Origin of the sequence: Kribbella sp. NPDC051587 (assembly GCF_044453945.1) — a bacterium.
Taxonomy (GTDB): domain Bacteria; phylum Actinomycetota; class Actinomycetes; order Propionibacteriales; family Kribbellaceae; genus Kribbella.
On sequence record NZ_JBITDE010000018.1, the window covers coordinates 95,453 to 116,496 of the forward strand.

A 21,044-nucleotide genomic window follows, 5' to 3' on the forward strand; every position below is an offset into this window, starting at 1 on the left:
AGGATTCCCACACTGATTGCCGGTGAGCTCACTGGACAGCCCCTACCAGCTGCGGTGTCACTGGCACCGGCTCTTGCGTGGTCAGGGACATGGTCGCTGTCGAGGTCATGACGGCGTCGGTGTTGGTGAGTTCGCGTTCGATCTGCGAGCGCAGGTGCTGGATCAGCCGCGGCGGCCGGCCTGTCTGCACGAAGATGAAGGTGCCGTCAGCGAGCGTCATCAGGGTCTGCTTTGACTCGCGGGGCAGGTTGAACGTCTCGACACAGGCCTCGGCGTCGTCGGCACGCGACTGGCGATACAGCAGCACGTGCCCGGCCTCGCGGATCATGGCCATGGCCGCTGAGGCCTTGTCGATGTCGGACAGGTGGTGGATCGCGTACTCGGGTGCCAGGCCCTTGCCTCGGGCGAGCTTGGAGTTGCTGCGGGCAACTTCCGCGAACGCGCCGGAGACGAGGTGCCAGCCCTCTTCGACCACGAAGTGCGTCGGCACGGGCATAGCCTGCGCGGCGAGCACGTTGCTGAGCCAGGTGTTGATGATCGCCATGGCGATCGGCACGGCCGGCCCGGAGTCAGGAAGCGCCGATATGTCGAAGACGGTCAGGGAGTTGTTGAGCTGGATCCGCGGATCGGTGGGTCCGTCGACAAGTCCGGTGAGGTGATCGTCGATCATGATGTTGAGGGCGTAGGCGACATCGCGGCCAAACTCGCGGAGCTGGTCGACCGACGTCACTGCCTGCTCGGCCGACTCCCTGGTCGGGTTCAGCATGGCCGGGACCAGGCTGCGGATGTCGGCGACCTTCTTGTCGATCTTCGCCTCATGGACGGCTTGGCGGCGGGCGACCTCGAGCGCCTTGCCTTCACGCTGGCGGAGTTCGCGGCCGAGCGCCTGCGCGGCTACCGCGCGCAGCAGCTGGTTCTGTGTCGCGGCGGCTTGTGAGCTCGTGGTGCCGATCTCTGGGTCGAGGATGTTGATCTTGGTGCCGGTGCCGTCGAGCGCGAACCGGATCGGTTCGATGTTCAGTGCGTGGGCCAACGGGGTGTACTCGCCCTGGCCGCCCTGATCTTTCTTGTCGACGACCGCGACCCGGCGCCCAAGCAGCAGCGGCCGCATGACGCCGCAGGTCTTCTCGTTGGCGCTCTTGCCGGACCCGACGTCGCCGATCACACAGCGAGTCGGTGACTTGATCGCCGGGTAGTCGCTGAACGGATCGGAGAAACACGGTTCACCTGTTTCCAGGTCCTCGCCGATCGCGAGTGCTGCCGTGTTGGCGCCGCTCGAGCCGACGGCCACCCGCAAAGCAGCTGCCTGGCGGGTGGACGATTCGACGGGTTCGGGCAGCGGTTCGTACCAGCCCGCGCGGTCGAGCAGCGGCCGCCGGCGCAGCGTGGCGGCCGCGACTTGGACGATCCGCCGTACCGGCGTCTCTGGGGCGGGCTTGGGGGTGGTCGACCTACGCGCCATCGGTGGCCACGCTCCTCTCGTCGAAGCTCACAACACAGTTCATGGGGGCGGTGGGCATCACTGGCCGACGATCTTCCGCGCCCGGGTCCGCAACCCACGACCCAAGGGAAGTGTGGCCACGATCGCGGTGTCGTGGGTTCCGTCGGCCCAGGTCCACTTCGCGCCAAGCATGTTCGAGGCCACCGAATCCAACTGCTGGCACGCGGTGCGCAGCTGCTGCGGGCTCTCGGCCGCGACCGTCACATGCAGCGCCCAGCCGTCACGGTGGTGACCGGACCCAGGCCGCAGGTCGGCCAGGAGCTGCTGCGAGGCCGACGCCTGGACCAGGGCGGAACCGTCGTTGACGGACTGCTGGTTCCGGGCCGCTGACGCATCCTCAGTGGCCGCGGCTCGGGCTGCTGACCGAGCCGAGCCAGCAGGGGTGATCTCCTCGGTGATCGAGATGGTTCGGATCACCGCAGGCCAGACCCCGGCCAGCAACGGCCGCAGCCAGGTGATCGCGACCGAGTGGTTCGGCAGATCGGCACCACGCAGCGTCGCGGTCCGCAGATACCAGTCGTTTCTGAGGCCGTGCACGGTCAGGTGACGGCGGCTTGTCTCCCAGGCGGCCCAGCAGTTCTGCAAGATCGCGGGGCGCGGGTCGTCCCACGAGTAGTGCGCATCAAGGCAGGAGCGGATCGCCTTGGCGACGTCCTGCTCACCCATCAGCCGGCAGCGGCCGAGACCGGAGGCCTCTGCCTGCTGAAGAACCCGCTGTGCTTCCGCGACCGCCGCGAGCGCGTGGCCGTTGCTGCCTTCCTCGGGGTACTGCTCGCGCACGAACAGGTCCCACCGGGTGGTGTGCGGGATCCGCAGCACCACCGCGGTGCGGTGCGACTCCGACCGGAAGTTCATCTCGTTCAGCAGTCCCCGGTAGGACTCGATCAAGATCTCAGGAGTGTCCACCGGTACGCGTTCCTTGAGCCACTCCTCATGTGCAGTCAGCGAGACCGGCTGCACACGGGCGATCTGCTGCAGTCCCCGCACGTAGGAGGTGTCGTCGGCCAGCGCGGCCTTGAACCGGCCCCAGTTCACGTAAGCCATGTCCTCGGTCATCGCAGAAACCAGGCCGTGCGTCGCGGGCGTCACCTCAATGACCACCGTGGAGAACGTCAGCTGACCGGGGTTCTCGTGACGCAGCACGAGGACCTCATCGCCGCTGGATAGCACCCTGGTTGTCGAGGCGTAGAAAGTCCCTACTGCGTCGGGGACATCGCGCTGGGTCGAGGTCGGCTTGACCGGCTTGCCCGGTGCGGTCTTCGGCCGCACCGCGGGCTGCCCAGGCACAAAGGTCGTCAGGCCCCGGCGAACCCGCCGGCGCCACCGCATCTCGTGCGCGATGCGTGCCGCCGGAGAGCTTCCCCGCAGGAGCCGCGACGGAGTGAACATGAGCCACGAGATCAGCAGGACGACAACGGCTGTGAGCAGACCGCTGAGCCCGCCGGTGCCCACCACCGCGATGAACGCCACCAAGACCCCGGCCACGCAGCCGGCGATCTCGAACATGTTGCGCCCGGCAAGCAGACCCCGGCGGCGCGAGTGACCGCCGAGCTGTACTGCTTCGCGCTGATACGTCGGCTCGGTCGTGGTCATGATCTTTCGCCTCCGTCCTGACGGTGGATGTCCGGTGCGGCACCGGCTGCGGTCTGGCGAGCCTTCTCACCGGTGGCCTTGGCCGCTGCGGCCAGCGCCGCCGCAGCAGCAGCACCCACCGGGCCGCCCACGGCGGTACCGGCGGCGACCGCGCCTCCGCTGGCGATTTTTCCGCCCGCCTGGGTTGCAGGCTTGGTGGCCTGGCCGGGATCGGTAGGCGGATTCGGTCCGCCGGTGCCTGACGTGTTCGGACCCGTGCTGCCCTGCTGCGGCGTTTGCCCATCTGGTCGGTTCTGGCCGGCCGCGCCGCGGCCACCCATCTGCCCGGGCCCGCTCTGGCCACCTGACGTACTGGAGTTCGAGGTTGTCTGCGTCGAGGTCTGCTTCGACGTACTCATCGACTTTTCGCGCTGCGCACCCCAACTGCCACGAGACATCGCGACCGACGCCGCGGCCGACGTACCGGCCCCGAGAATGCTGCCGCCCGTGGCCGGGCGCATCGACTCCGTCGACGCGGGCAGCATCGGAATGAACTTCAGCAACGCCATCGGCGTCAGCCCGACGAGCAGGATCGTCAACCCCACGAGCGCGATGTTCAAGATCTCCTGCAGGCTTCCGACTCCGGCCTGAAGGTTACCGGCGACCGCGAACGCGACACCGAGCATGAAGACCAGCAAGGGTTTCGCGAAAGCGGTCGAGATCCAGAACGCGACTGTGCGATTCACCTGCGGCCTCCAGCGCGGGTTCACATACATGCCCCACACGATGGCCATCGCCACACCCGTCAAGTACAGCGCCAGCGTGTGCAGCAACAGAGCGCAGATGGTCAACGCGACGCCGCAGAATAGCAATCCGAACAGTAAGATGCCGAGGAGCGGGGAACCAGCTGCCGACGAGGTGGCGCTCATGTCGGTGATCCGGGTCAGGAACTTGTCCAGATCACCATTGAAGGTCGGTACAGCGGCCAGCGCGATCCCGTTCGAGGCCTTCGTGATCGCCAGCCCAATGGCCGGCGCGAAACACATCGCCAGCACAGCAACGGGTAGCCGAAGGAAGATCGTGGACACCAGCTCCTCGTCGCCCTGACGTTTCGCCGCGTCCCGGATCGCCAGCAGCGTCATGCCCGCCAGCAGCGCGAAGCCAAGCACGAGGGCTTGCCGATACTTTGCACCCCACCAGCCTTGCGTGGCGTCGAACGACGGCGTCGACTGCACCAGGTCAGTGGCCATCACCTGTGCCAGTGACACCCCAGCCTGCTTGGTCTGGTTGGCCAGGTCGTCGATGCCGTCCGACGGGTTCGCGACGAACTTCGCGATCTCGATTCCCGTCTTCACGGCCTTGGCTGCGTCGTACGCGGTCTTCCACTGCTGAACCATCAAGGGAATGACTGGTCCCAGCGAGAGCTGGCACTGCGCGCGGGGAATGGCAAGGATCTTCCCCGGCAGGACGCTCTCGCAGACGCGCTTGGCCGTGATGCCGTCCGTCCCGTCGGCGTAGATCGTCTCGATCTTCTTGATGCAGTCGTCGTCGAGGTGAACGGGCTTCAGGATTGCTGCCAGTTTCCCGGCGCAGATCTTGTTGGCGACCGCCGTAGCTGCCTTCTGCTTGGCCGGATCCGGCTGGTCGGCTGCCGCCACGGTGGTACCGGCCAAGACGAACAGCAGTGTGGCCGACAGGCCGATCACGAGGCGCTTTGGGAAGCTACTTCGGTGCATTGGCCCACTCCGTCCATCCCGCGCCGCCTGCCGCAAGGGCTTGACGGCGGACTGCTGCCGGCAACGGATTCGGTGCTTTCAGCGCGTCGGGGAGCGACGCTGCGGGATCCGGCGCAACCGCTGTTGCAGGGATGCGGGCGACATGCCAGTCATCGCCGTTCCAGACCAGCTCCCACACGGTGGAGGTACAGAGTGCACCCCCGTCGGAGTCCGGATAGCCCGTGAGACACGAGAACAAGTTGATGGTCGACGAGAACTTGGTGACGCAGTTGACGACCTTGTAGCCACCCCATTCGGGGTGGGCGGTGAGTCCGGGCAGTGTCTGGTTGGGGATGAGGGCGGTCTCCTTGTGTTCGGCTGCTGTGGGGTCGAGCTGTCCGCCGGTGTTGAAGATGTAGTCGAGTGTGGCTTTGAGACCTGGCCGCTTGGTGCCGGCGACGCCGGGCTTTGCGTACCCGGTTTCGTCGGTCAGGCTGATGCTGTAGGCAGCTGCTGCCTGGGCTGCGCCGTCACAGGTCGAGGGGAAGCGAATGGGGGTCTTGCCGTCGGCGGCTTTGCCGGATCCGCCGCTGCCGGCGACGAGGCCGCCGGTGGTCGGTGTCGTTGTCGGGGAGGGGGTGGGCGGTGGCGACGACTTGTTGTCGTTGCGGCCGATACCGATAGCCGCTCCTGCGGCGACGGCACCGGCCACGACGGCGACTGCGATGGCCGCAGCGGCGATCCGGTTCATGGCTACTGAGCGATGTTGATGATGGCGGTGATGATGCCGCTGGCGAACACAGCGGCGCCCAGTGCCGCACCGGAACGTTTCAGGTGCTTGGTGCCGGCGGCCATGTCGGACTCGTTGTGGGAGACGTTCTTGGCCCATGCCCACTGGGCCAAGGAGCCCAGCACGGAAACCGCGCAGGCCACGAGTACAAGCGCCCAAAAGCCGCTGAGGAATACGTTGACCTTTGAGGAGAGGTCACCACCCCATGCCCCGAGGTTCGGCGTGATTCCGCACAGGGGATTCCAGACGGAGCTGTCCTTGTCACATTTGTCGGCCGCCGCCGCCAGAGGGAGGAGCATGGGGTTCACGCGTATTGTCCTTTCAGTGAGTTGCTGATCTGTTCGGCGACCTTGGCCGCGAGTTCGAGCGCTGCGCGCCGGGTCGAGGGTTGCAGCGCCGCGTGGTCGAGCGGACCTTCCTCGGCGATGTGCATGTCGGTGGGGATGTCGACGACCGCGCCGGCGCGGTCGGTGAAGTAGGGCCGCAGCTTGTCCTCGAACTCCTTGTCGATGTCACCTGGCCCGTTGCTGGCCGCGATCACGGTCCGCCGTACGAGGTCGCGCGCGGCTGGGCCCTGGTTCTGGAGATCTTCGAACATCTGCACAGCGGCGTTGCAGGCCGAGGCCTTCCACTTGATCGGGACGACCAGAACGTCGGCCGCCCGCATGGCTTCTCGCCAGTTACTCGAGGCCTCGTTGTTCCCGGTGTCGATGACCACGACCCGGTAGAAGCGGTACAGCAGCTGGTGGACCTGCGCGAAGTGTGCGGCCTCGATCGGGGTGTAGGTGGTCGTCGCGGATACCAGGGCGTCGTACTGACCCGATAGCTGCGGCCGCAGGTAACTGGCGACGTCGCCGACTCGTGCGTCAGGCAGCGTGAGCTGCGGCATCGCTCGCAACAGGTCGACGACCGTGTTGGTGTTGCCCAGGTGGTTCGTCCGCAGGTGCAGGTTGCCGCGCAGTTCGTTGTTGTCCCAGGCAACGACGCCACCTCCTCGCGCCTGGCCGAGCGCGCCAGCCAGCAGCAAGGTGGTAGGTGTCTTGCCCGCGCCGCCCTTGGGGTTCGCGACGACGATGGTCACCGGCCGCGGGAACGGCGTAGCCGCCAGAGCCCGGGCGTGGCGTTCCGCCCGCTCACTCTCGCTCGGGGCCAAGCCGAGTGCTCGGCGGACGCCATGCTGCGCTGGCGCTTCTCGTGGCGCCGGGAGTGAGTTGAGCAGTTCCGCTGAGTTGTAGCCAGCCCACCTGGTATCTCCTGCGGGCGGCTGACCCGCCGCTGGTGCTGGCGCGTCACGAATCGGCGCCGGAGGCGTCTCTGGAGCAGGTGGTGCTTCGGCTTCTTGGTGTTCAACCCCCACGATCTCGATTCCTGCGTCCTCGATCGGCCTCACGGGCCGCTCCCCCGGCTCAGACGGCACCCATCCAGACATAGCCTCAGTCTTCCATAAAACTATCAATACTTACAACGACTTTGCGTTGTAAGTATTGATAGTTTGAGATGATCGCGGGATGGCAGATCCCCTGAACAACGCCGCGCGCCGCTACACACCCGCCCAGGCGGCCCAGCTGACCGGCTGGGATGTGCAGACGATCCGCCAGCTGCTGCGCAACAAAGAGCTCGACGGGGACCGCGTCGGCTTCCGCTGGTACATCACCGAACTCGGTTTGGAGCAGCTGCGCCACCGATGAGTGGTGATCTTCGCAGCTCGATCGGGTCACCGTAACCCGCACTGCGTCAGAAATTGCGGATGCACCTCGGCTCGTTGCGTGATGTTCACTTGACGGGTCGGTCGGCTGCTCGCAGACGTTCACCAGCTTGCGACGGTAGCCAGAGTCACCGCCAGAGTCGAGGTTTTCCAACGAGATTGCAGCAACGTGCAATTGCGGGCGGACGGCAACGGTTGCCTCAGGCATCTACGTCCTCAGCTCCTGACATGGGTGCGGTTGGGGTGCAGGCCGGGTGGCGCGGTTGCGGACCGTCGGCCCCCACCAGGAGTTCGCGCGGCGCGACGCGTCCGCACGTTCGGCAGATACGGAAGAGGCGAGTGGAGGAGTAGGCCTGCGCCTGGGCCTCGGCCAGCGGCCGGACCGGCGCCGGTTTCCAGCTCGGGCCTTGGTTGCCGTCAGCCGGATTGGTCGCCGGTCCTTCCGGGAACTCGGCCGCTGTTGTGCTCTCAGAAGACGCGCCCGGCGCGGCCGCCGATGGCGTGGGACTGGTCGTGGGCTCCTGCTTCCCCATGACAGTGATCAGGAATGCTCGGGGCCGGCGCGATCGCCGCCCAGGCTTGAGCACAGGCCGCCGGACGGTTCGCACAACCCGCGCCCGCTCCATGCAGCTCTGGGCGTTCTGCTGGACATAGCGACGCGTCGCAATCAAGGTCATGCTCGTCTCCTCTGCAGGCAGTGGGCCCGTGATGTCGTGCTGACCAGCCACGTGGACCACGTCGTGGCGAAGCTCTTGTCCGAGGGGTGCCGCGGGACCGTGCCGGTCGGCATTGCCTGCAGACCCGTGCGAGATGTCGGTCTGATCTGGTGTGCCTGCTGGCAAGCGCCGTGACTCACCGCTCCCGGCCGACCGGCCACCTGCCGTCGGCCGAATCGGGACACAGGCTCAGGTGCACGGGGTCGGTCGGCGCGAAGAACAGGTGCGGCTTGCTGCCCGGCTGGTCGCCGTTGTAGAGCGTGACCGCGACCTTGCCGTCGCGCAGATGTGCCTCCGAGACCAGTACGTAGTTGGGGCCTGCTCCCAGCCGGACCAGATGGCGTGACCGGAGCTGTCCCGCGGCAATCCTCGGCATCCGAACCTCATCTCTCAACAGTGCGCAGTCCTCCCTGGCGCTACAAGGATACAGTTTTAGACCTGTATACTCAAGTCGTCTGGAGGTGACCGCCCGGCTGCTTCGGTCGAAGACAGCACGCTCGGCGGTCGCCCTGATCCCAAGCACCCATCCGAGGGAAGTTAGTTGCCCAAGGCATTGCAACTTCGTGCAACCCAATCGAATTGGTTCGCCGAACCGACACCGGCCGTGTCTAAGCTGTCGACTCACGAGAACGGGGACTCGAGTTGAAAAAGATCGCCGCGATCTTCGCCCTCATCGTCGCTTTCGCCGCCATCATCCTCGGCGTCCACGACGACGAGCCTGCCCAGGCCAGCTACGGCGAAGGCCTGCGAGAAGGCTCGGTACCTGCTGAGTTCGTCGGACCCATCCTCGCCGCGGCCCGGACCTGCCCCGAGATCACCGCTCCCCTCCTGGCCGCCCAGATCGAGGCCGAATCCAGCTTCAAGGTCAACTCCGTCTCCGACTCCGACCCGCCCGCCGAAGGCCCGTCACAGTTCGTCCCCGGCACATGGGCCATGTATGGCGTCGACGCGAACGACGACGGCAAGAAAGACGTGTACGACCCCTGGGATGCGACGGCCGCCCAAGCCCGCTACATGTGCCGTCTCATCGAGATCGTCCGCCCGCTCGGCGGCAACACTGTCGACTTCGCCCTCGCCTCCTACAACGCGGGCGAAGGCCGGATCCTCGGCTGCAAGTGCATTCCCCGCAACGGCCAGACCGAGTTCTATGTCCCGAAGATCCGCGCGGCCATGGCCAAGTTCACGCCGACCGAGGATGTCGACGCGGCCAGCGGCGGATGGATCAAGCCCGTTGCCCGCAAGTACGGCGTCGGCGCGGTCTTCCACCAAGCCGGACCTCTGTGGTCACTCGGCTGGCACACCGGTTACGACTACGTCGTACCGACCGGCACAGACGTGCTGGCCACCTACAACGGCACCGTCAAATCCGCAGGCTGGGGTGGCGCCTACGGCTGGCACATCGTCGTCGACCACGGCGCCGGCGTCCTGAGCACCTACAGCCACCTGTCCCAGCTCGGTGTCCACACCGGGGACCAGGTCCACACCGGACAGCGACTCGGTCGTTCCGGCAACACCGGCAACACCACCGGCCCACACCTCCACTTCGAGATCAAGGTGAAGGGATCCTTCGTCGACCCCGTTGCCTGGCTCAAGGACCACGCCGGACCGACCAACCCCGAAGGCGGCGCGGCCGCCGTCATCGCCGCAGCCCGGCGACAGCTCGGCGTCCCGTACGTCTTCGGCGGCGGAAGCCTCACCGGCCCCTCCCCCGCCCCAGGCGGCGGCAAGTCCGGCTTCGACTGCAGCTCCCTCACCCGCTACGCCTGGTACACAGCCACCGGCGGCAAGACCAAACTCCCCCGCGTCGCCCACGACCAGTACGGCGCCACCCAGCCCATCACCGGCGCACCACAACCCGGCGACCTCATCTTCTTCAAGACCGGCCGCCTCAGCGGCCGCTGGGACCACGTCGGCATCTACATCGGCAACGGCCAAATGATCCACGCCCCGAACCCCCGCAAGAAGGTCGAAATCGTGCCCGTCGACACCGGCTACTACAAGAAGACCACCCACGAAACCCGGCGAGTGACCCCATGACCAACAGCCCCCGCCGCCGCGCCATCGCTGCAACGTTGACCGCCGTACTGCTCGCCACCACCGCGGCCTGCGGCCGCAGCAACCCCGACAGCGAACCGACCGAGCCACCGCCCACCACCTCGAGCCCGCTCGACTACAACGGCTCGGTCACCCCACCAGCGCCGAGCCAGACCCCCTACATCACCCCCTCAATCCCCTTGCCCCCGGCAACCGGTCGGCCGACCGACCGTCCCGGCACGCCGGGCCGTACCGGGACGCCTCGCGGACTAAGCCCAGCCGCGGCCAACCCCGACCGCAGCGACCCCAACGCCGTTGCGGCCGCGTTCTCCCTCACCCTCACCAGCTACGACACCCGACTCGACAACCAGCCAGCCGACGCCGGCCGCCGCGCAGCCACGTTCGCCATCCCCGCCCTGGCCACCGAACTACGCCAACCCCCACCTGGCGGCAACCCCGGCGCAGCCTGGCGCGAACTCAAATCCCACAACGGCTACACCCAATGCACAGCAACCGACGCCACCGAAGCAGGCGCACCCACCGACACCCCAACCCAAGCCAGCCGCGCCATCCAAACCACATGCCGCAGCACCGGCGACAACAACTGGAGCGCCGACAACCCGACCCAGGTCCTCTACCTGACCCTCAGCAAGGTCAACAAACAGTGGTTCATTGCGTCGTACGACGTCCAGTAGTGCCAAAACGCGCCGAGACTTTGTGCTCAATCCTCGGCGCGTCGCGCCACTTTGTGCTCATTTGTTCGCCAGGATCGAGCCCATGGCTGCAGTTGCAGGTAGAAGGCACGGGATTGGGCGCCCAGGGCGTACCGCAAACATGCGTGCCTGGGTCCATCCGGACGAGGTTGAGAAGGCGGACAAGTTCGCAACCCGTGCAGGAATCTCGCGCGGTGTCTACGTGGACTTGCTGCTCGAGCATGCCCAAGCGGAAGTCGATGAGGACGGCTACCCCACCTGGTTCCCCGTCCACCTCCGCCAGCCTGAGCCACCGCAGGAGCTGCCGTTGACCGGCTAGCCAGCTAAGTATTCGAGAACAACCTCATAAAGTACGGCGGCCCGCCCCCTAAGGGGCGGGCCGTAAGCCCAGAACCTTCGCGCCTGCTTGGCTGGCGTCGCGCGAGGGCCGGATCACCACACCCCTCAAGGGGGCTCTTTTGCTATGCCTACTGTAGCCGTTTCCGGCGACAGCGCCAGTCCGCACCCCTCTGTGCATCGGCGTGTCGTCCCTGATCAAGCAGCAAAAGCCGCCGCCGAGGCCTGGAAAGCGCTCGTTCCTCTCCTCAGCGGGCAGTCCTGGATGCTCGTCTCCAAGGACGGCGGTAGGACCTACCTCGGCGGCTGGGGCCGTCGGCCGATGACAAAAAAGCTGCCCAACCAGCCGGCCGCCATTCCGATCTACGACGGCACGGGCATGACCCGTCTCCTCGCACTCGACCTTGACGTCAAGAAGACCGACGAGCTCCAAGTGCTCCGCGACGCAACGACCGCCCAGCGAGTCCTCGAAGCTGCCGGCGGACGCGTGATCGTCGACCAGTCTCCCAGCGGCGGACGCCACCTCTACCTACCGCTGGCCGAAGCCATCTCGCTCGGCGAAGCCACAACCCTCGTCCGTGCTCTGCAGGCACGCCTGCCCTCCCTCGACCCCCAGCCCATGCTCAACGCCAAGTTCGGGGTCATCAGGCCGCCCGGGAGCCTCTACAAGATGGGTAAGGGCTACCAGCAGCTCATCACTCCGCTGGCTGTCGCCTACGACATCCTGCAGCGTCCAGCCGGAGCGGACACCATCACCAACCTCCGCCTTGAGCTCGCCTCCGAAATCCAGGCCCGCCGCCAGGTCTTCGAGGGACTCGGAACGCTCAGCGACGACCTGGCCGACCAGCCATGGCACGCAAGGACTGGCGGTCCGCGCCCACTCACGGCGGCCTTTCGCTGCATCGCTGAACAAGGCGTCTACGACACCGCCCGATACAAGACCCCCTCGGACGCCCGGCAAGCCGTCCTCTGCTCAGCAATGGCCGCCGGTATGCGACTCGAAGACGTCGCCCGCCGGATGGAGTCCGGCCACTGGGCCGGGCTGAACAGCTTCTACCAGCGCTATCACGCCAAAGACCGGAGGAAGGCCCTCCTCAGGGACTGGAAGAACGCCGACCTTCTGCTGCGAGGAATGAGACGCAGCCCCTCAGACCAGGAGAGCACTGTCCGTCAAAGCGACACTAGGGGGCAGGTATCACAGGGGGGTAGGAAGGGGGGCGCGCTGAATGATTACCAAGCGCTGCGCCTGTGGACTGCGGCCGTCGACGACTTCGCGCCAGACAACCTCACCCCTGACCAGCACATGGTCCTGCGGACGCTGGCTGAGGCCGCACAGAAGAGGGGCAGCCTGGACATCGAATTCGGAGTGCGCAGCCTGTCGGTTGCCGCTGGCAAACAAACACACCAGGCTCTCGCGAAACACCTAGTCCTGTTAAGGGAACAAGACGACCCGTTCATCGAACTCGTTGAAGAACACCAAGGCACGGTCGCCGACCGCTACCGGCTCCGCCTGCCCGAGCGGTACGACACCCGCTCCTTCGCTGGCCGGCCCTGGCGCAAAGGCAAGATCTACGGCATTCGAGCAGCCTTCAGAGAGCTCGGAACCATGGCCGCTCTGACCTACGAAACCCTTGAAAACATGGCCGAACCGACAACCGGGCGAGGCATTGCGAAGACCATGCGCCGCTCCCCCGACGCCGTGGCCACCGCGCTCCTCGTGCTGGCGGCCTGGGACCTGGCAGAGAAGGTCGACGGCCACTGGCGCCTGTCTCCGCGAGCCGACCTGAACATGGTCGCCGAGCTCCTTGGAATCACTGACGAGATCACCCTGCAGTTACAAAGGATCCGCCAAGAACGACAGGACTGGTGGAAGTGGCTCGGCGTACGGCGTATCGGCGCTGCCGGCCGGGTCCAGCAACCACCACCCAACGAGCACGACTTACCTATCGAGATCCCAGAACACCTGATCGACGGCTGGGCGGACCGGCCAACGCCACCGGCCCCGCCGGAAGACCCAGGACTCAGACGGTTACGCCTTCTCGATCAGGTCCCGCCTCCGGAGCTCTGGATCGCCCAGGAACAGTCAGCTGTGCCAGATGTAGACCCTCACCTGACCCTTCTGCGTCTGCTCGAGCAAACGCTTGGGGCTGAGGTTCTACGTGTCACGGATGCCAGCAGGGCGTAATCCACCGAGAGGTTCGAGGGTGATGCAGCCTGCATCACCCTCGAACGGGCAGCCGCGTTCGTATCGTCGGTGAGTCGGCTGGCTCCCGCGTTGCTCCGCCCGGTAGCGTCTCTAGCGCACTGGTAATGCCGGTAATGCATGTGAAGAGGGAGAGAGATGGCGGCAGAGGTCACCGCAGCAGGAAGCACCACACGAACGAAGTCGAGCAGCAAACAGGCTGGTGGCCGAAAAACGAAGAGTCGCTTCGGTGCACTCGCAGGCAACTCTGATGAGGATGACCTGTACGACGGAGAGCCGGATGAGTCGCCTGCTGATGGCGGCATCCTTGCCGGAATTGCCTCGCGTCAGCCCAAGCGAGTCCAGACAATCGATGGGCACGCTGTGGTCGACATCCGCGTCGACGACGTTGCTCCACACCCCTTCAATGACCCCCAAAGGTCAGTGCCGCAGCCGGGCAACGCGAAGTGGGAGGAACTGGTTAATGGAGTCCGCGCCAATGGCGTGAAGATCCCCGGGCTCTTCGTCACCCGCACCGCCTTCCTGGCCCGCCGTCCGCAACTGGCTGAGCAGATCGGCGACGCGGAGTACGTGGCCATCTACGGACACCGGCGTCTCGCGGCAGCAAGGGAAGCAACGCGGGAGACGATGAAGGCCGTCGTCGACGACACGACGATGGAAAACGACGGCGACCTTGATGCCATGGCTCTGGAGAACCTTGGCCGCGAAGATCTGGGAGACCTCGCTGAAGCTCGCATGTACGCGCGATACTCCGAGCAGGCAGGGCTGGGGCAGCGTGCGATCGCAGAACGACTCGGGGTAGATCAGAGCGTTGTCTCCCGGAGACTAGCTCTTCTACTGCTCTGCCCTGAGGTACAAGGGGCGATCGAACTGAAGCAGATTCCAAGTGCTGCCGCTGCAGCCCTCGCCGGAGCCCTCCCCTACGGGCCGGCGCGGAAGTGGCAGAAGGCCCCGGACCCGGATCAGACATCTGCGGCCCGTAGGGCAGACCAGATCGCAGCTCTCGAGCTCATCACCCGAACCAACATCACGCCCCCACGTGCCGCAGAACGGGTGCTCGCGGAGCGCAAGAGCCGTGAAGAAGCTGCTGCTGCTGGATTGCGGCTCGTCGATCCGACAAGCACCTTCGGCAAGCAGCAGGCCGTTCACAGGCTGTACAGCGACGAAGCGGTCGAGGCGGCACGCCGCGAGGACCGACTTGTGGCCGCGATTGCACCTGAGCAGGGAACGCTGGAGTACTACTCCGAAGCCGCGCCAGCTGGTGCAGATGATCCCGAGGAAGACGTGCTCCGGCAGCGAAAGGAGGCGACCGCGGCGCGTAGAAGCGTTTGTGCACGCCTCGCGTCGGCACCCCCCGGCAAAGATGCGTTGCTGGAGATTCTCGTCGCTCAGCGGCTCGAGGGTCAAGATGGACAGTCGGCCGAGGTCTGGCGCCTGGCAGCCCAGTGGGCGCAAGCGGCAGACCTCCAGGTCCCAACGGCCAGCGACCGTCTGAGGACAACTGCGAGCGCCGAGTCAAAACCCGCTACGAGGCAGCATCTGGCATGGTTGCTGGCATTGGCTCGCTACGAGATCTCCGCAGCTGGTAGTACGGAGTGGGGCCCGACCGAAATCGGCTACTGCAACCTTCTCCGTACCCGAGGGGATTACTCCCCCACAGCCTGGGAGCAGAAGCAACTTGCCCAGGCGGCATTAACCGAGTAACCGACAACCCAGATTCGCGGTTTCGGTGATGCAGCCTGCATCACCCGAGACTCGGCGGGGTGATGCAGCCTGCATCACCCCACCCGACCGCTCGCCGGCCGAATCGCCTCTCTCGCAAGAAGGAGCAGTACCCATCGTGGACAGGTACGCAGTAGTGACGCTGTCGGGGAGCGCAGGCAAGACCACGAGCGTAACGACGTACGCGGTACTCCTGGCGCAAGCAGGCCATCGGGTACGCGTATACGACATGGACGCTCAGGCCAATGCAAGCACTTGGCTCGGATACCCGTCACACCGGGACAAGACCATCGTCGACGTACTCAGGCAGAACGCCACCATCGCCGACGTCGAGCTTCCCGCGCGCTACCCAGCCGGTGAAACCGACAGCGGTGAGCAGCTCTACGAGCCGATCCCGAACTTGTCCATCGTCCCGGCGAACCGAGGCACGCTCGACCAGTTGGTTGTCGAGTTGCCGGGAATCACCGGGGGAGTGTTCCGCCTCTTCGAGGCAGTGCAGGACGATGAGAGCGACGTAGACATCGAACTCTATGACTGCCCGGGATCTCTCAACGTCCTCGTCATCGCTGGGATCCTCGCCACTGCCGAGGAGGAAGACGGCGCAGCACCCCCTAACAGCTGGGGCGTCATCACCTGCACCAAGCCGGCGGGCAAGGAGAACGAGGGCATCCCCGCCCTCGAAAAGGAACTCCGAACGATCCGTCGTGGCTACCGCGTAAACATCCCGCTTGTCGGCATCCTCCCCTGCGCGGTGCCGCATCAAGGCGGCGTGTATGACGAGCAGATGGAGGATCTGATCGAGGGCTACGGGGACTTGGTAGCCCCGAAGATCCGCCGTGCCTCGATCGTCGATGAGGCGTACACGAACTACACGCCGTTGCCGCTCTACGGCTACCGCGCGAAGGCGGTGAGCGACGACTATCGGGCGCAGCTCAGCAGCCTGCAGAAGCGCGGCGTGCTGCTTGGGAAGGACCGGCCAGCCGACCAGGCGGAGTTCAAAGATGCCGCGACCCAGTAGCGTTAATCTGGAGCGGGAACTTCACCGTCAGTGCCGTGCCGCGGTCCGGCTTGTGCGCCGCGCCACTGGCCGCCCATACACGATGACGCAGTTCCTCAACGAGGCAGTCAGAGGCCAACTACTTCTCGTCGCGGAAACCTTCAACGATGGTCGGCCCGTGTACCCGGACGACGAACCACTCGAGCCCGGTCGCAGCAGCTGACCTTTGGAGCGCAGGGTGATGCAGGCTGCATCACCCATCACGATTCGGGGTGATGCAGCCTGCATCACCCCGAATCCGCAGCCGGATGCCCGCCCACCGCGCGATTGCTAGTCGTCAGTGAAATACTGACGGGCATGTCGACTCCTCCTAAGGTGTCTCGGCTGGAGGTCGTTGAGGCCGTCCGCCGGATCGCGTCTAGGCGCGCCCAGGTGGACGATCGCAGTCGTGATCGGCTGCCGGATGCGCCTGATTCTGCGCCTCTCGAGGTGCTGGACTATCTAGTGCGGTACAGCGGAAACAACATTCCGATGTGGGTCCGGCGGGCCGACGCGCTGGATGCGTTGGTGCTGACGACGTTCGTGTGGTGGGAGCAGCGGCGACTTGAGTTGAGGTTCCTGGAGGCGGGGAAGGCGTCGGGGGAATACCTGGCGGTTCTGGGTGGGAAGCTCGGGGTGGGCCGGCAGGGGGCGCAGGATCGGATCGATCGTTCGACGGCGTTGCTGCGGTATGCCGACGTGGGCCCCGACGAGAAGTTCATCCGCAAGGAGCGGCGGGCGCAGCGCGCCGACCAGGTGGTACCGGTGTCGCTGTCGCCGGAGGAGCTGTGGATCGCGGCGCGCAGAGACGAGCTGGTCGCAGTGATCTCAGGGCTTGACGAGGAAGCGGACCATCACGGCCTCGACGGCGATGAGCAGCGTGGCTGGCTGGACGAGTTGGTCCTGGACGTCGGCGAGGAGCACCTGACGCCCAGGACGATGACCATGCTCGGATTGGCGGTCGACGAGCTCCGCGTCGCGGAGCCCATCCTCGCGCTACCTTCGGTGCGCCACCGCCACCGGATCCATGACCTATTGCGGGATGCGGACGTACTTCGAAGCGACTTCGCGGGGCTGGGGACCAGGAGCGACTGAGCGGCACCGAGGCGCGGACCGAAACCCCAGCCCGTTGGAGCGTCAGGCCTGGTCGGAGCGGGTCGGTTTGCCGCGGTAGACCGAACGGCGGCCGCCGGAATCCCTTTGGTCAGCGGCAACGAACTCGCCGGCCTCCGCGTCTCGGGCGCTGATCCACTTGGCGAACATGCTGACTGTGAGGTCGCGCTCGATCGCGAACTGCCGTGCGTTCAGGCCGGACGCATCGAAGTCCGCGAGGATCTGTGCCTTCTCCTCGGCGCTGTACCGGCGCCTGGTCTGGGGCGCGTCGGAGCTGCGGTTGCCGGGCCGGCTCGCCTCGTACTCGGCGATCGTGGTCTCGAACCAGTACGGCGTGCGGCCGTCGAAGTAGCCATCAGGGGCCGGCGCCTGGCTTCTGGACACGTAGGAGGTCCACGTGTTCGGGCTGATCTCGAGCCGCTTGGCGATCGCTTCGCTCCGCAGCTTGTCCGGGCTGGTAGCCAATGTCCGGCTCCTTGTTTGGGTGTTGGCTGACCGAGCGTACGCAACGCGACGGGCTCGTTTCATCGTACAACCCTAGAACTGTACCCTACAAGACTTGAGTATACAGGGCTAAAACTGTATACTAAACATGTAAGGGGAGCCGGGGAAGGGAATCGCCGAGGTGCTGGAACTAACGCTGACCGATCTGTTCTGTGGTGCCGGAGGATCGAGCTCGGGTCTGATGATGGTCCCGGGGATCATCGTCCGGATGGCCGCCAACCACTGGCGACTTGCGGTGAACACGCACAACCTCAACCACCCGTGGGCCGACCATGACTGCGCGGACCTGTCGCAGGTCGACCCCCGGAAGTACCCGCGCACGAATCTGCTGTGGATCAGCCCGGAGTGCACCAACCACTCAGGTGCGAAGGGGAAGCGGCGCGACAGCGACAGCCAGCCGTCGCTGTTCGGCGACAACAAGCTCGACGAGGAAGCGGCACAGCGCAGCCGCGCGACGATGTGGGACGTGCTGCGGTTCACCGAGCACCACCAGTACGACGCGGTCATGGTCGAGAACGTCGTCGAGGCATCGAAGTGGAGCCTCTACCCGGCGTGGCGCCACGGGTTCGACAACCTGGGTTACTGCGTGCACGTCGTCTACATGAACTCGATGCACTTCCAGGCACTCGGCGCACCGGCGCCCCAGTCCCGCGACCGGGGCTACCACCTGGCGCACAAGCGCGGCACGCGCTGCCCGGACCTGAACAAGTGGCTCCGGCCGAAGGCCTACTGCCCCGGCTGCGACGAGATCGTGAACGCGATGCAGGCGTTCAAGAAGCCGAACGCCGCCTGGGGCCGCTACCGCGCCCAGTACGTGTGGCGCTGCCCGAGCGTCTCGTGCCGCAACTCGGTCACCGAGCCCTGGATCATGCCCGCCGGATCGGCGATCGACTGGAACCTGCCGGGCCAGCGCATCGGCGACCGCGAAAAGCCGCTCGCGGCCAAGACCCGGCACCGGATCCAAGCCTACTTCGACAAGTACCCGGGCGCCTGGAACGCGCTGCCGCGCACGCCGTGGAATCAGCACCTGGCCGACGGCCGCCCCGGCTACCCGCCTTTCATGGTCGAGCTGCGCGGCGGAAGCTCGAAATACCGGTCGCTGGACGAGCCGATGGCGACCGTCACAGCCGGCGGGAACCACCACGGTCTCGTCGTCCCCGCAGGAGGCACCTGGAACGACACCGCCAGCCCAACCACCGAGCCGCTGCGCACCCTGACCACCCGCGACGCCTACGGCCTGGTCGTTCCCTACAACCGCACCGGCGTCACCCGCTCGACCGACGAGGTCTTCGGGACCTTCACCACCCGCGACCGGTACGCGATGGTCATGCGCAACAACACCGGCGGCGCCGAGATGGTCACGCCGGTCAGCGAGGAGCTGCGCACCCTCACGACCGCCGGGCACCAGTCCCTGCTGCACGGCCAGATCCCCAACGTCGACGACTGCCACTTCCGGATGCTGGAGCCGCACGAGATCCAGGCCGGGATGGCGTTCGACAGCGACTACACGATCCTCGGCAACAAGAAGGAAAAGGTCCGCCAGCTCGGCAACGCCGTGACCCCTCCGGCCTCCCGCGACCTCGGCGCCGCCGTCGCCGAAGCCCTCGGCTGCGAAATCGCCCTCGCCGCCTGACCCAGCACCAGCCATAGCCGGGGGAGTGGCCCAGCCCGAATCTGGGCCACTCCCCGCCAGCACCCCAGACCGCTCGCCAGCACGACCGACGAAGGAGCACCGACGTGAAGCGCCTCAGCTTCCTGAAGCCCGGCACCCAGATCCGCTACATCAGCGACCAAACCGAGACCGTCATCGAGGGCCGCGTCACGTTCATCAAGGTCCAGTTCGGCGTCGAAGGCGAACTCGCGATCTGCATCGAGACCGGCAAGCACGAGCCCTACCGGGCCCTCCCGGCCACGACCTGGGTCGCCGTCGAAGGCGACGACGACTACGACACCAAGCCGCCCACGATGTCGCTGTGGCTCCTGGACCGGGGAACCGACGTGATCGAGCCGCGTGAACTGCTCGCCTGCATCGTTGCCGCCAGCACCGAGCACGAGGCTCGCGGTGTGGCGGCCGACCACGCCGAAGGCGAAGGCGTCAACGCCTGGTACGGCGGAACGAACCTGGTCACCGTCTCGCAGCTCAGCGGCACCGACATCAGTGAACCCCGGATGATCCTGCCCAACTACGCGGTCGCCGACTGAGCCGCCGCACGGCGGCCACACCTGAGACCGCTGCCCCAGGCAACCAACGCCCCGAGTCACCGCCGCCGGGCCACCTGAACAACCCGATCTGACCGCCCGGCACCTCCCATCGAAAGGGACAAGCCATGACCACCCCCGAGACCCGCACCGCGGCCGTCGCCACCCAGCTCGACCGGTTCCGCCGCTGGGCGGCGGACTGGACCCGCGTCGAGCGCGAGGAACCCAACAGCCGGCGCGCCTACGACGACCTGTACGACGGCGCCATCGAGCTGCTACGCAACCTGGCCCGCGTGTCCGGCGACCTCATCGACGAGCCGACCTCCTTCGAGCAGTCCGTCGACCAGGCGATCGCCCGCCACCAAGCCGAGTTCGCTGCCACGGTCTGCCCGTGGTGCCTCGGCACCGGCCGCGTCGGCCATCAGCGAACCCCCTGCGACCGCTGCGATGCGACCGGTAAGCGGCCGCCAGCGATCACCCTGACCGTCACGCTGCCGAAGGTCCGCGCCGCCCTGAGCGCCGTCGACTCCGACACCGAACGCGACACCCACGACCTCGGGCACCGCGCCCGGGTCCTCATGCACTACCTCGACCCGGACAGCCACCCGCACCCGGATCCGGCCTGATCGCCGGTGGAGTCACCCCGGCCCGGGACAGAGCCCATTCGAATGGGCACTCGTATATTGCGCAATCGGGGCCCCGGCCGGGGAGCGTAGTGATTCCGCGCCGGGGAACCAGAAGCCGCCGCCAACTGATTGCCGGGGGCCACAAAGAAGGTCGATAGAGCTTGATTCTACAGCTCTAAAACTGTATACTAATCTCATGAGTTCAACACCGGAAGACCAGCTGGGCAAGGCGGCACCGATCGTGACCGACGAAGGCGTCATGTACCTGGTTCGGCGTCAGCCTGTACTGGAGCTGCACCCGCTCCCGGAGGGGATCATCCCCAGCGCTGAGCGCACGATCCTGGATCCCCTGCCCGACTTCCTCTTCTGCTGGGAAGACACGACCCTGCTGGAAAAGATCGTGCCGCAGCTGTCCTGCGGTGAGGCCGACACCCTGGCACAGGTGCTGGAGTACGCCGGGGCGCCCGCCCAGGCCGACGAGGTACGCGCGATCCACCTGGAGCACCAGACCGATCCCTGCATGCTCGACCACAACACCGGCTGCTTGATCGAGTAGCAG

21 protein-coding genes are annotated in these 21,044 nt (G+C 66.2%); 12 read left to right on the top strand and 9 right to left on the bottom strand.

The window, feature by feature from the left end:
* Positions 1 to 28: 28 nt before the first annotated feature.
* Genes ACIA49_RS39020 through ACIA49_RS39045 form a run of 6 tightly spaced genes read right to left on the bottom strand, consistent with a single transcriptional unit; the run spans position 29 to position 6,731 of the window.
* Positions 29 to 1,462: a hypothetical protein gene (locus ACIA49_RS39020; RefSeq protein WP_396383336.1), complete on the bottom strand. Its 1,434-nt coding sequence runs from the start codon at positions 1,460 to 1,462 to the stop codon at positions 29 to 31.
* Between the two features lie 57 nt (positions 1,463 to 1,519).
* Positions 1,520 to 3,094, bottom strand: coding sequence for an SCO6880 family protein (locus ACIA49_RS39025; RefSeq protein WP_396383337.1), 1,575 nt, complete (start codon positions 3,092 to 3,094; stop codon positions 1,520 to 1,522).
* A complete protein-coding gene (locus tag ACIA49_RS39030) occupies positions 3,091 to 4,809 on the bottom strand; it encodes a hypothetical protein (RefSeq protein ID WP_396383338.1) in 1,719 nt (572 codons plus the stop codon). The genes ACIA49_RS39025 and ACIA49_RS39030 overlap by 4 nt, the downstream gene beginning before the upstream one ends.
* A complete protein-coding gene (locus tag ACIA49_RS39035) occupies positions 4,796 to 5,539 on the bottom strand; it encodes a hypothetical protein (RefSeq protein ID WP_396383339.1) in 744 nt (247 codons plus the stop codon). Before ACIA49_RS39035 ends, ACIA49_RS39030 begins: the two co-directional genes overlap by 14 nt.
* Positions 5,540 to 5,541: 2 nt before the next feature.
* Positions 5,542 to 5,886 (bottom strand): hypothetical protein, encoded by a 345-nt coding sequence (locus tag ACIA49_RS39040; RefSeq protein ID WP_396383340.1) that lies wholly within the window; start codon positions 5,884 to 5,886, stop codon positions 5,542 to 5,544.
* Positions 5,883 to 6,731 carry a division plane positioning ATPase MipZ gene (locus ACIA49_RS39045; protein WP_396383341.1) on the bottom strand — a complete coding sequence of 283 codons (849 nt, stop codon included), beginning with the start codon at positions 6,729 to 6,731 and terminating at the stop codon, positions 5,883 to 5,885. The genes ACIA49_RS39040 and ACIA49_RS39045 overlap by 4 nt, the downstream gene beginning before the upstream one ends.
* Positions 6,732 to 7,086: 355 nt before the next feature.
* Between ACIA49_RS39045 and ACIA49_RS39050 the strand changes: the two genes are divergently transcribed.
* Positions 7,087 to 7,266 carry a hypothetical protein gene (locus tag ACIA49_RS39050; protein ID WP_396383342.1) on the top strand — a complete coding sequence of 60 codons (180 nt, stop codon included), beginning with the start codon at positions 7,087 to 7,089 and terminating at the stop codon, positions 7,264 to 7,266.
* Positions 7,267 to 7,483: 217 nt separating this feature from the next.
* Here ACIA49_RS39050 and ACIA49_RS39055 read toward each other — a convergent pair whose 3' ends face one another.
* On the bottom strand, positions 7,484 to 7,960 hold the full coding sequence (locus ACIA49_RS39055) for a hypothetical protein (protein WP_396383343.1): 477 nt from the start codon (positions 7,958 to 7,960) through the stop codon (positions 7,484 to 7,486).
* Positions 7,961 to 8,135: 175 nt separating this feature from the next.
* Positions 8,136 to 8,375: a hypothetical protein gene (locus ACIA49_RS39060; protein ID WP_396383344.1), complete on the bottom strand. Its 240-nt coding sequence runs from the start codon at positions 8,373 to 8,375 to the stop codon at positions 8,136 to 8,138.
* A gap of 266 nt (positions 8,376 to 8,641) precedes the next feature.
* Here ACIA49_RS39060 and ACIA49_RS39065 point away from each other — a divergent pair, with 266 nt between their 5' ends.
* The 7 genes from ACIA49_RS39065 to ACIA49_RS39095 all read left to right on the top strand — a co-directional run bounded on the left by ACIA49_RS39065 (position 8,642) and on the right by ACIA49_RS39095 (position 17,138).
* Positions 8,642 to 10,036, top strand: a complete 1,395-nt coding sequence (locus ACIA49_RS39065; RefSeq protein ID WP_396383345.1) for a peptidoglycan DD-metalloendopeptidase family protein — start codon at positions 8,642 to 8,644, stop codon at positions 10,034 to 10,036.
* Entirely contained in the window at positions 10,033 to 10,728 is a 696-nt protein-coding gene (locus ACIA49_RS39070; RefSeq protein ID WP_396383346.1) for a hypothetical protein, read from the top strand. The genes ACIA49_RS39065 and ACIA49_RS39070 overlap by 4 nt, the downstream gene beginning before the upstream one ends.
* Before the next feature lie 139 nt (positions 10,729 to 10,867).
* Complete coding sequence (locus tag ACIA49_RS39075; RefSeq protein ID WP_396383347.1) at positions 10,868 to 11,065, top strand: hypothetical protein; 198 nt, start codon at positions 10,868 to 10,870, stop codon at positions 11,063 to 11,065.
* A gap of 282 nt (positions 11,066 to 11,347) precedes the next feature.
* Positions 11,348 to 13,267 (top strand): hypothetical protein, encoded by a 1,920-nt coding sequence (locus ACIA49_RS39080; protein WP_396383348.1) that lies wholly within the window; start codon positions 11,348 to 11,350, stop codon positions 13,265 to 13,267.
* A 156-nt stretch (positions 13,268 to 13,423) separates the two neighbouring features.
* Positions 13,424 to 14,989, top strand: coding sequence for a ParB/RepB/Spo0J family partition protein (locus ACIA49_RS39085; RefSeq protein ID WP_396383349.1), 1,566 nt, complete (start codon positions 13,424 to 13,426; stop codon positions 14,987 to 14,989).
* A 136-nt stretch (positions 14,990 to 15,125) separates the two neighbouring features.
* Positions 15,126 to 16,025, top strand: coding sequence for a ParA family protein (locus ACIA49_RS39090; RefSeq protein ID WP_396383350.1), 900 nt, complete (start codon positions 15,126 to 15,128; stop codon positions 16,023 to 16,025).
* A 336-nt stretch (positions 16,026 to 16,361) separates the two neighbouring features.
* Positions 16,362 to 17,138 carry a hypothetical protein gene (locus tag ACIA49_RS39095; RefSeq protein WP_396383352.1) on the top strand — a complete coding sequence of 259 codons (777 nt, stop codon included), beginning with the start codon at positions 16,362 to 16,364 and terminating at the stop codon, positions 17,136 to 17,138.
* A gap of 42 nt (positions 17,139 to 17,180) precedes the next feature.
* Here ACIA49_RS39095 and ACIA49_RS39100 read toward each other — a convergent pair whose 3' ends face one another.
* A complete protein-coding gene (locus ACIA49_RS39100; RefSeq protein WP_396383354.1) occupies positions 17,181 to 17,621 on the bottom strand; it encodes a hypothetical protein in 441 nt (146 codons plus the stop codon).
* Between the two features lie 160 nt (positions 17,622 to 17,781).
* Here ACIA49_RS39100 and ACIA49_RS39105 point away from each other — a divergent pair, with 160 nt between their 5' ends.
* From ACIA49_RS39105 to ACIA49_RS39120, 4 genes are all read left to right on the top strand, one after another.
* Complete coding sequence (locus ACIA49_RS39105; RefSeq protein WP_396383355.1) at positions 17,782 to 19,293, top strand: DNA cytosine methyltransferase; 1,512 nt, start codon at positions 17,782 to 17,784, stop codon at positions 19,291 to 19,293.
* 104 nt (positions 19,294 to 19,397) lie between these two features.
* Positions 19,398 to 19,862, top strand: coding sequence for a hypothetical protein (locus tag ACIA49_RS39110; protein ID WP_396383357.1), 465 nt, complete (start codon positions 19,398 to 19,400; stop codon positions 19,860 to 19,862).
* A 125-nt stretch (positions 19,863 to 19,987) separates the two neighbouring features.
* A complete protein-coding gene (locus tag ACIA49_RS39115; RefSeq protein WP_396383358.1) occupies positions 19,988 to 20,485 on the top strand; it encodes a hypothetical protein in 498 nt (165 codons plus the stop codon).
* Between the two features lie 196 nt (positions 20,486 to 20,681).
* A complete protein-coding gene (locus ACIA49_RS39120) occupies positions 20,682 to 21,041 on the top strand; it encodes a hypothetical protein (protein WP_396383359.1) in 360 nt (119 codons plus the stop codon).
* Positions 21,042 to 21,044: the final 3 nt, after the last annotated feature.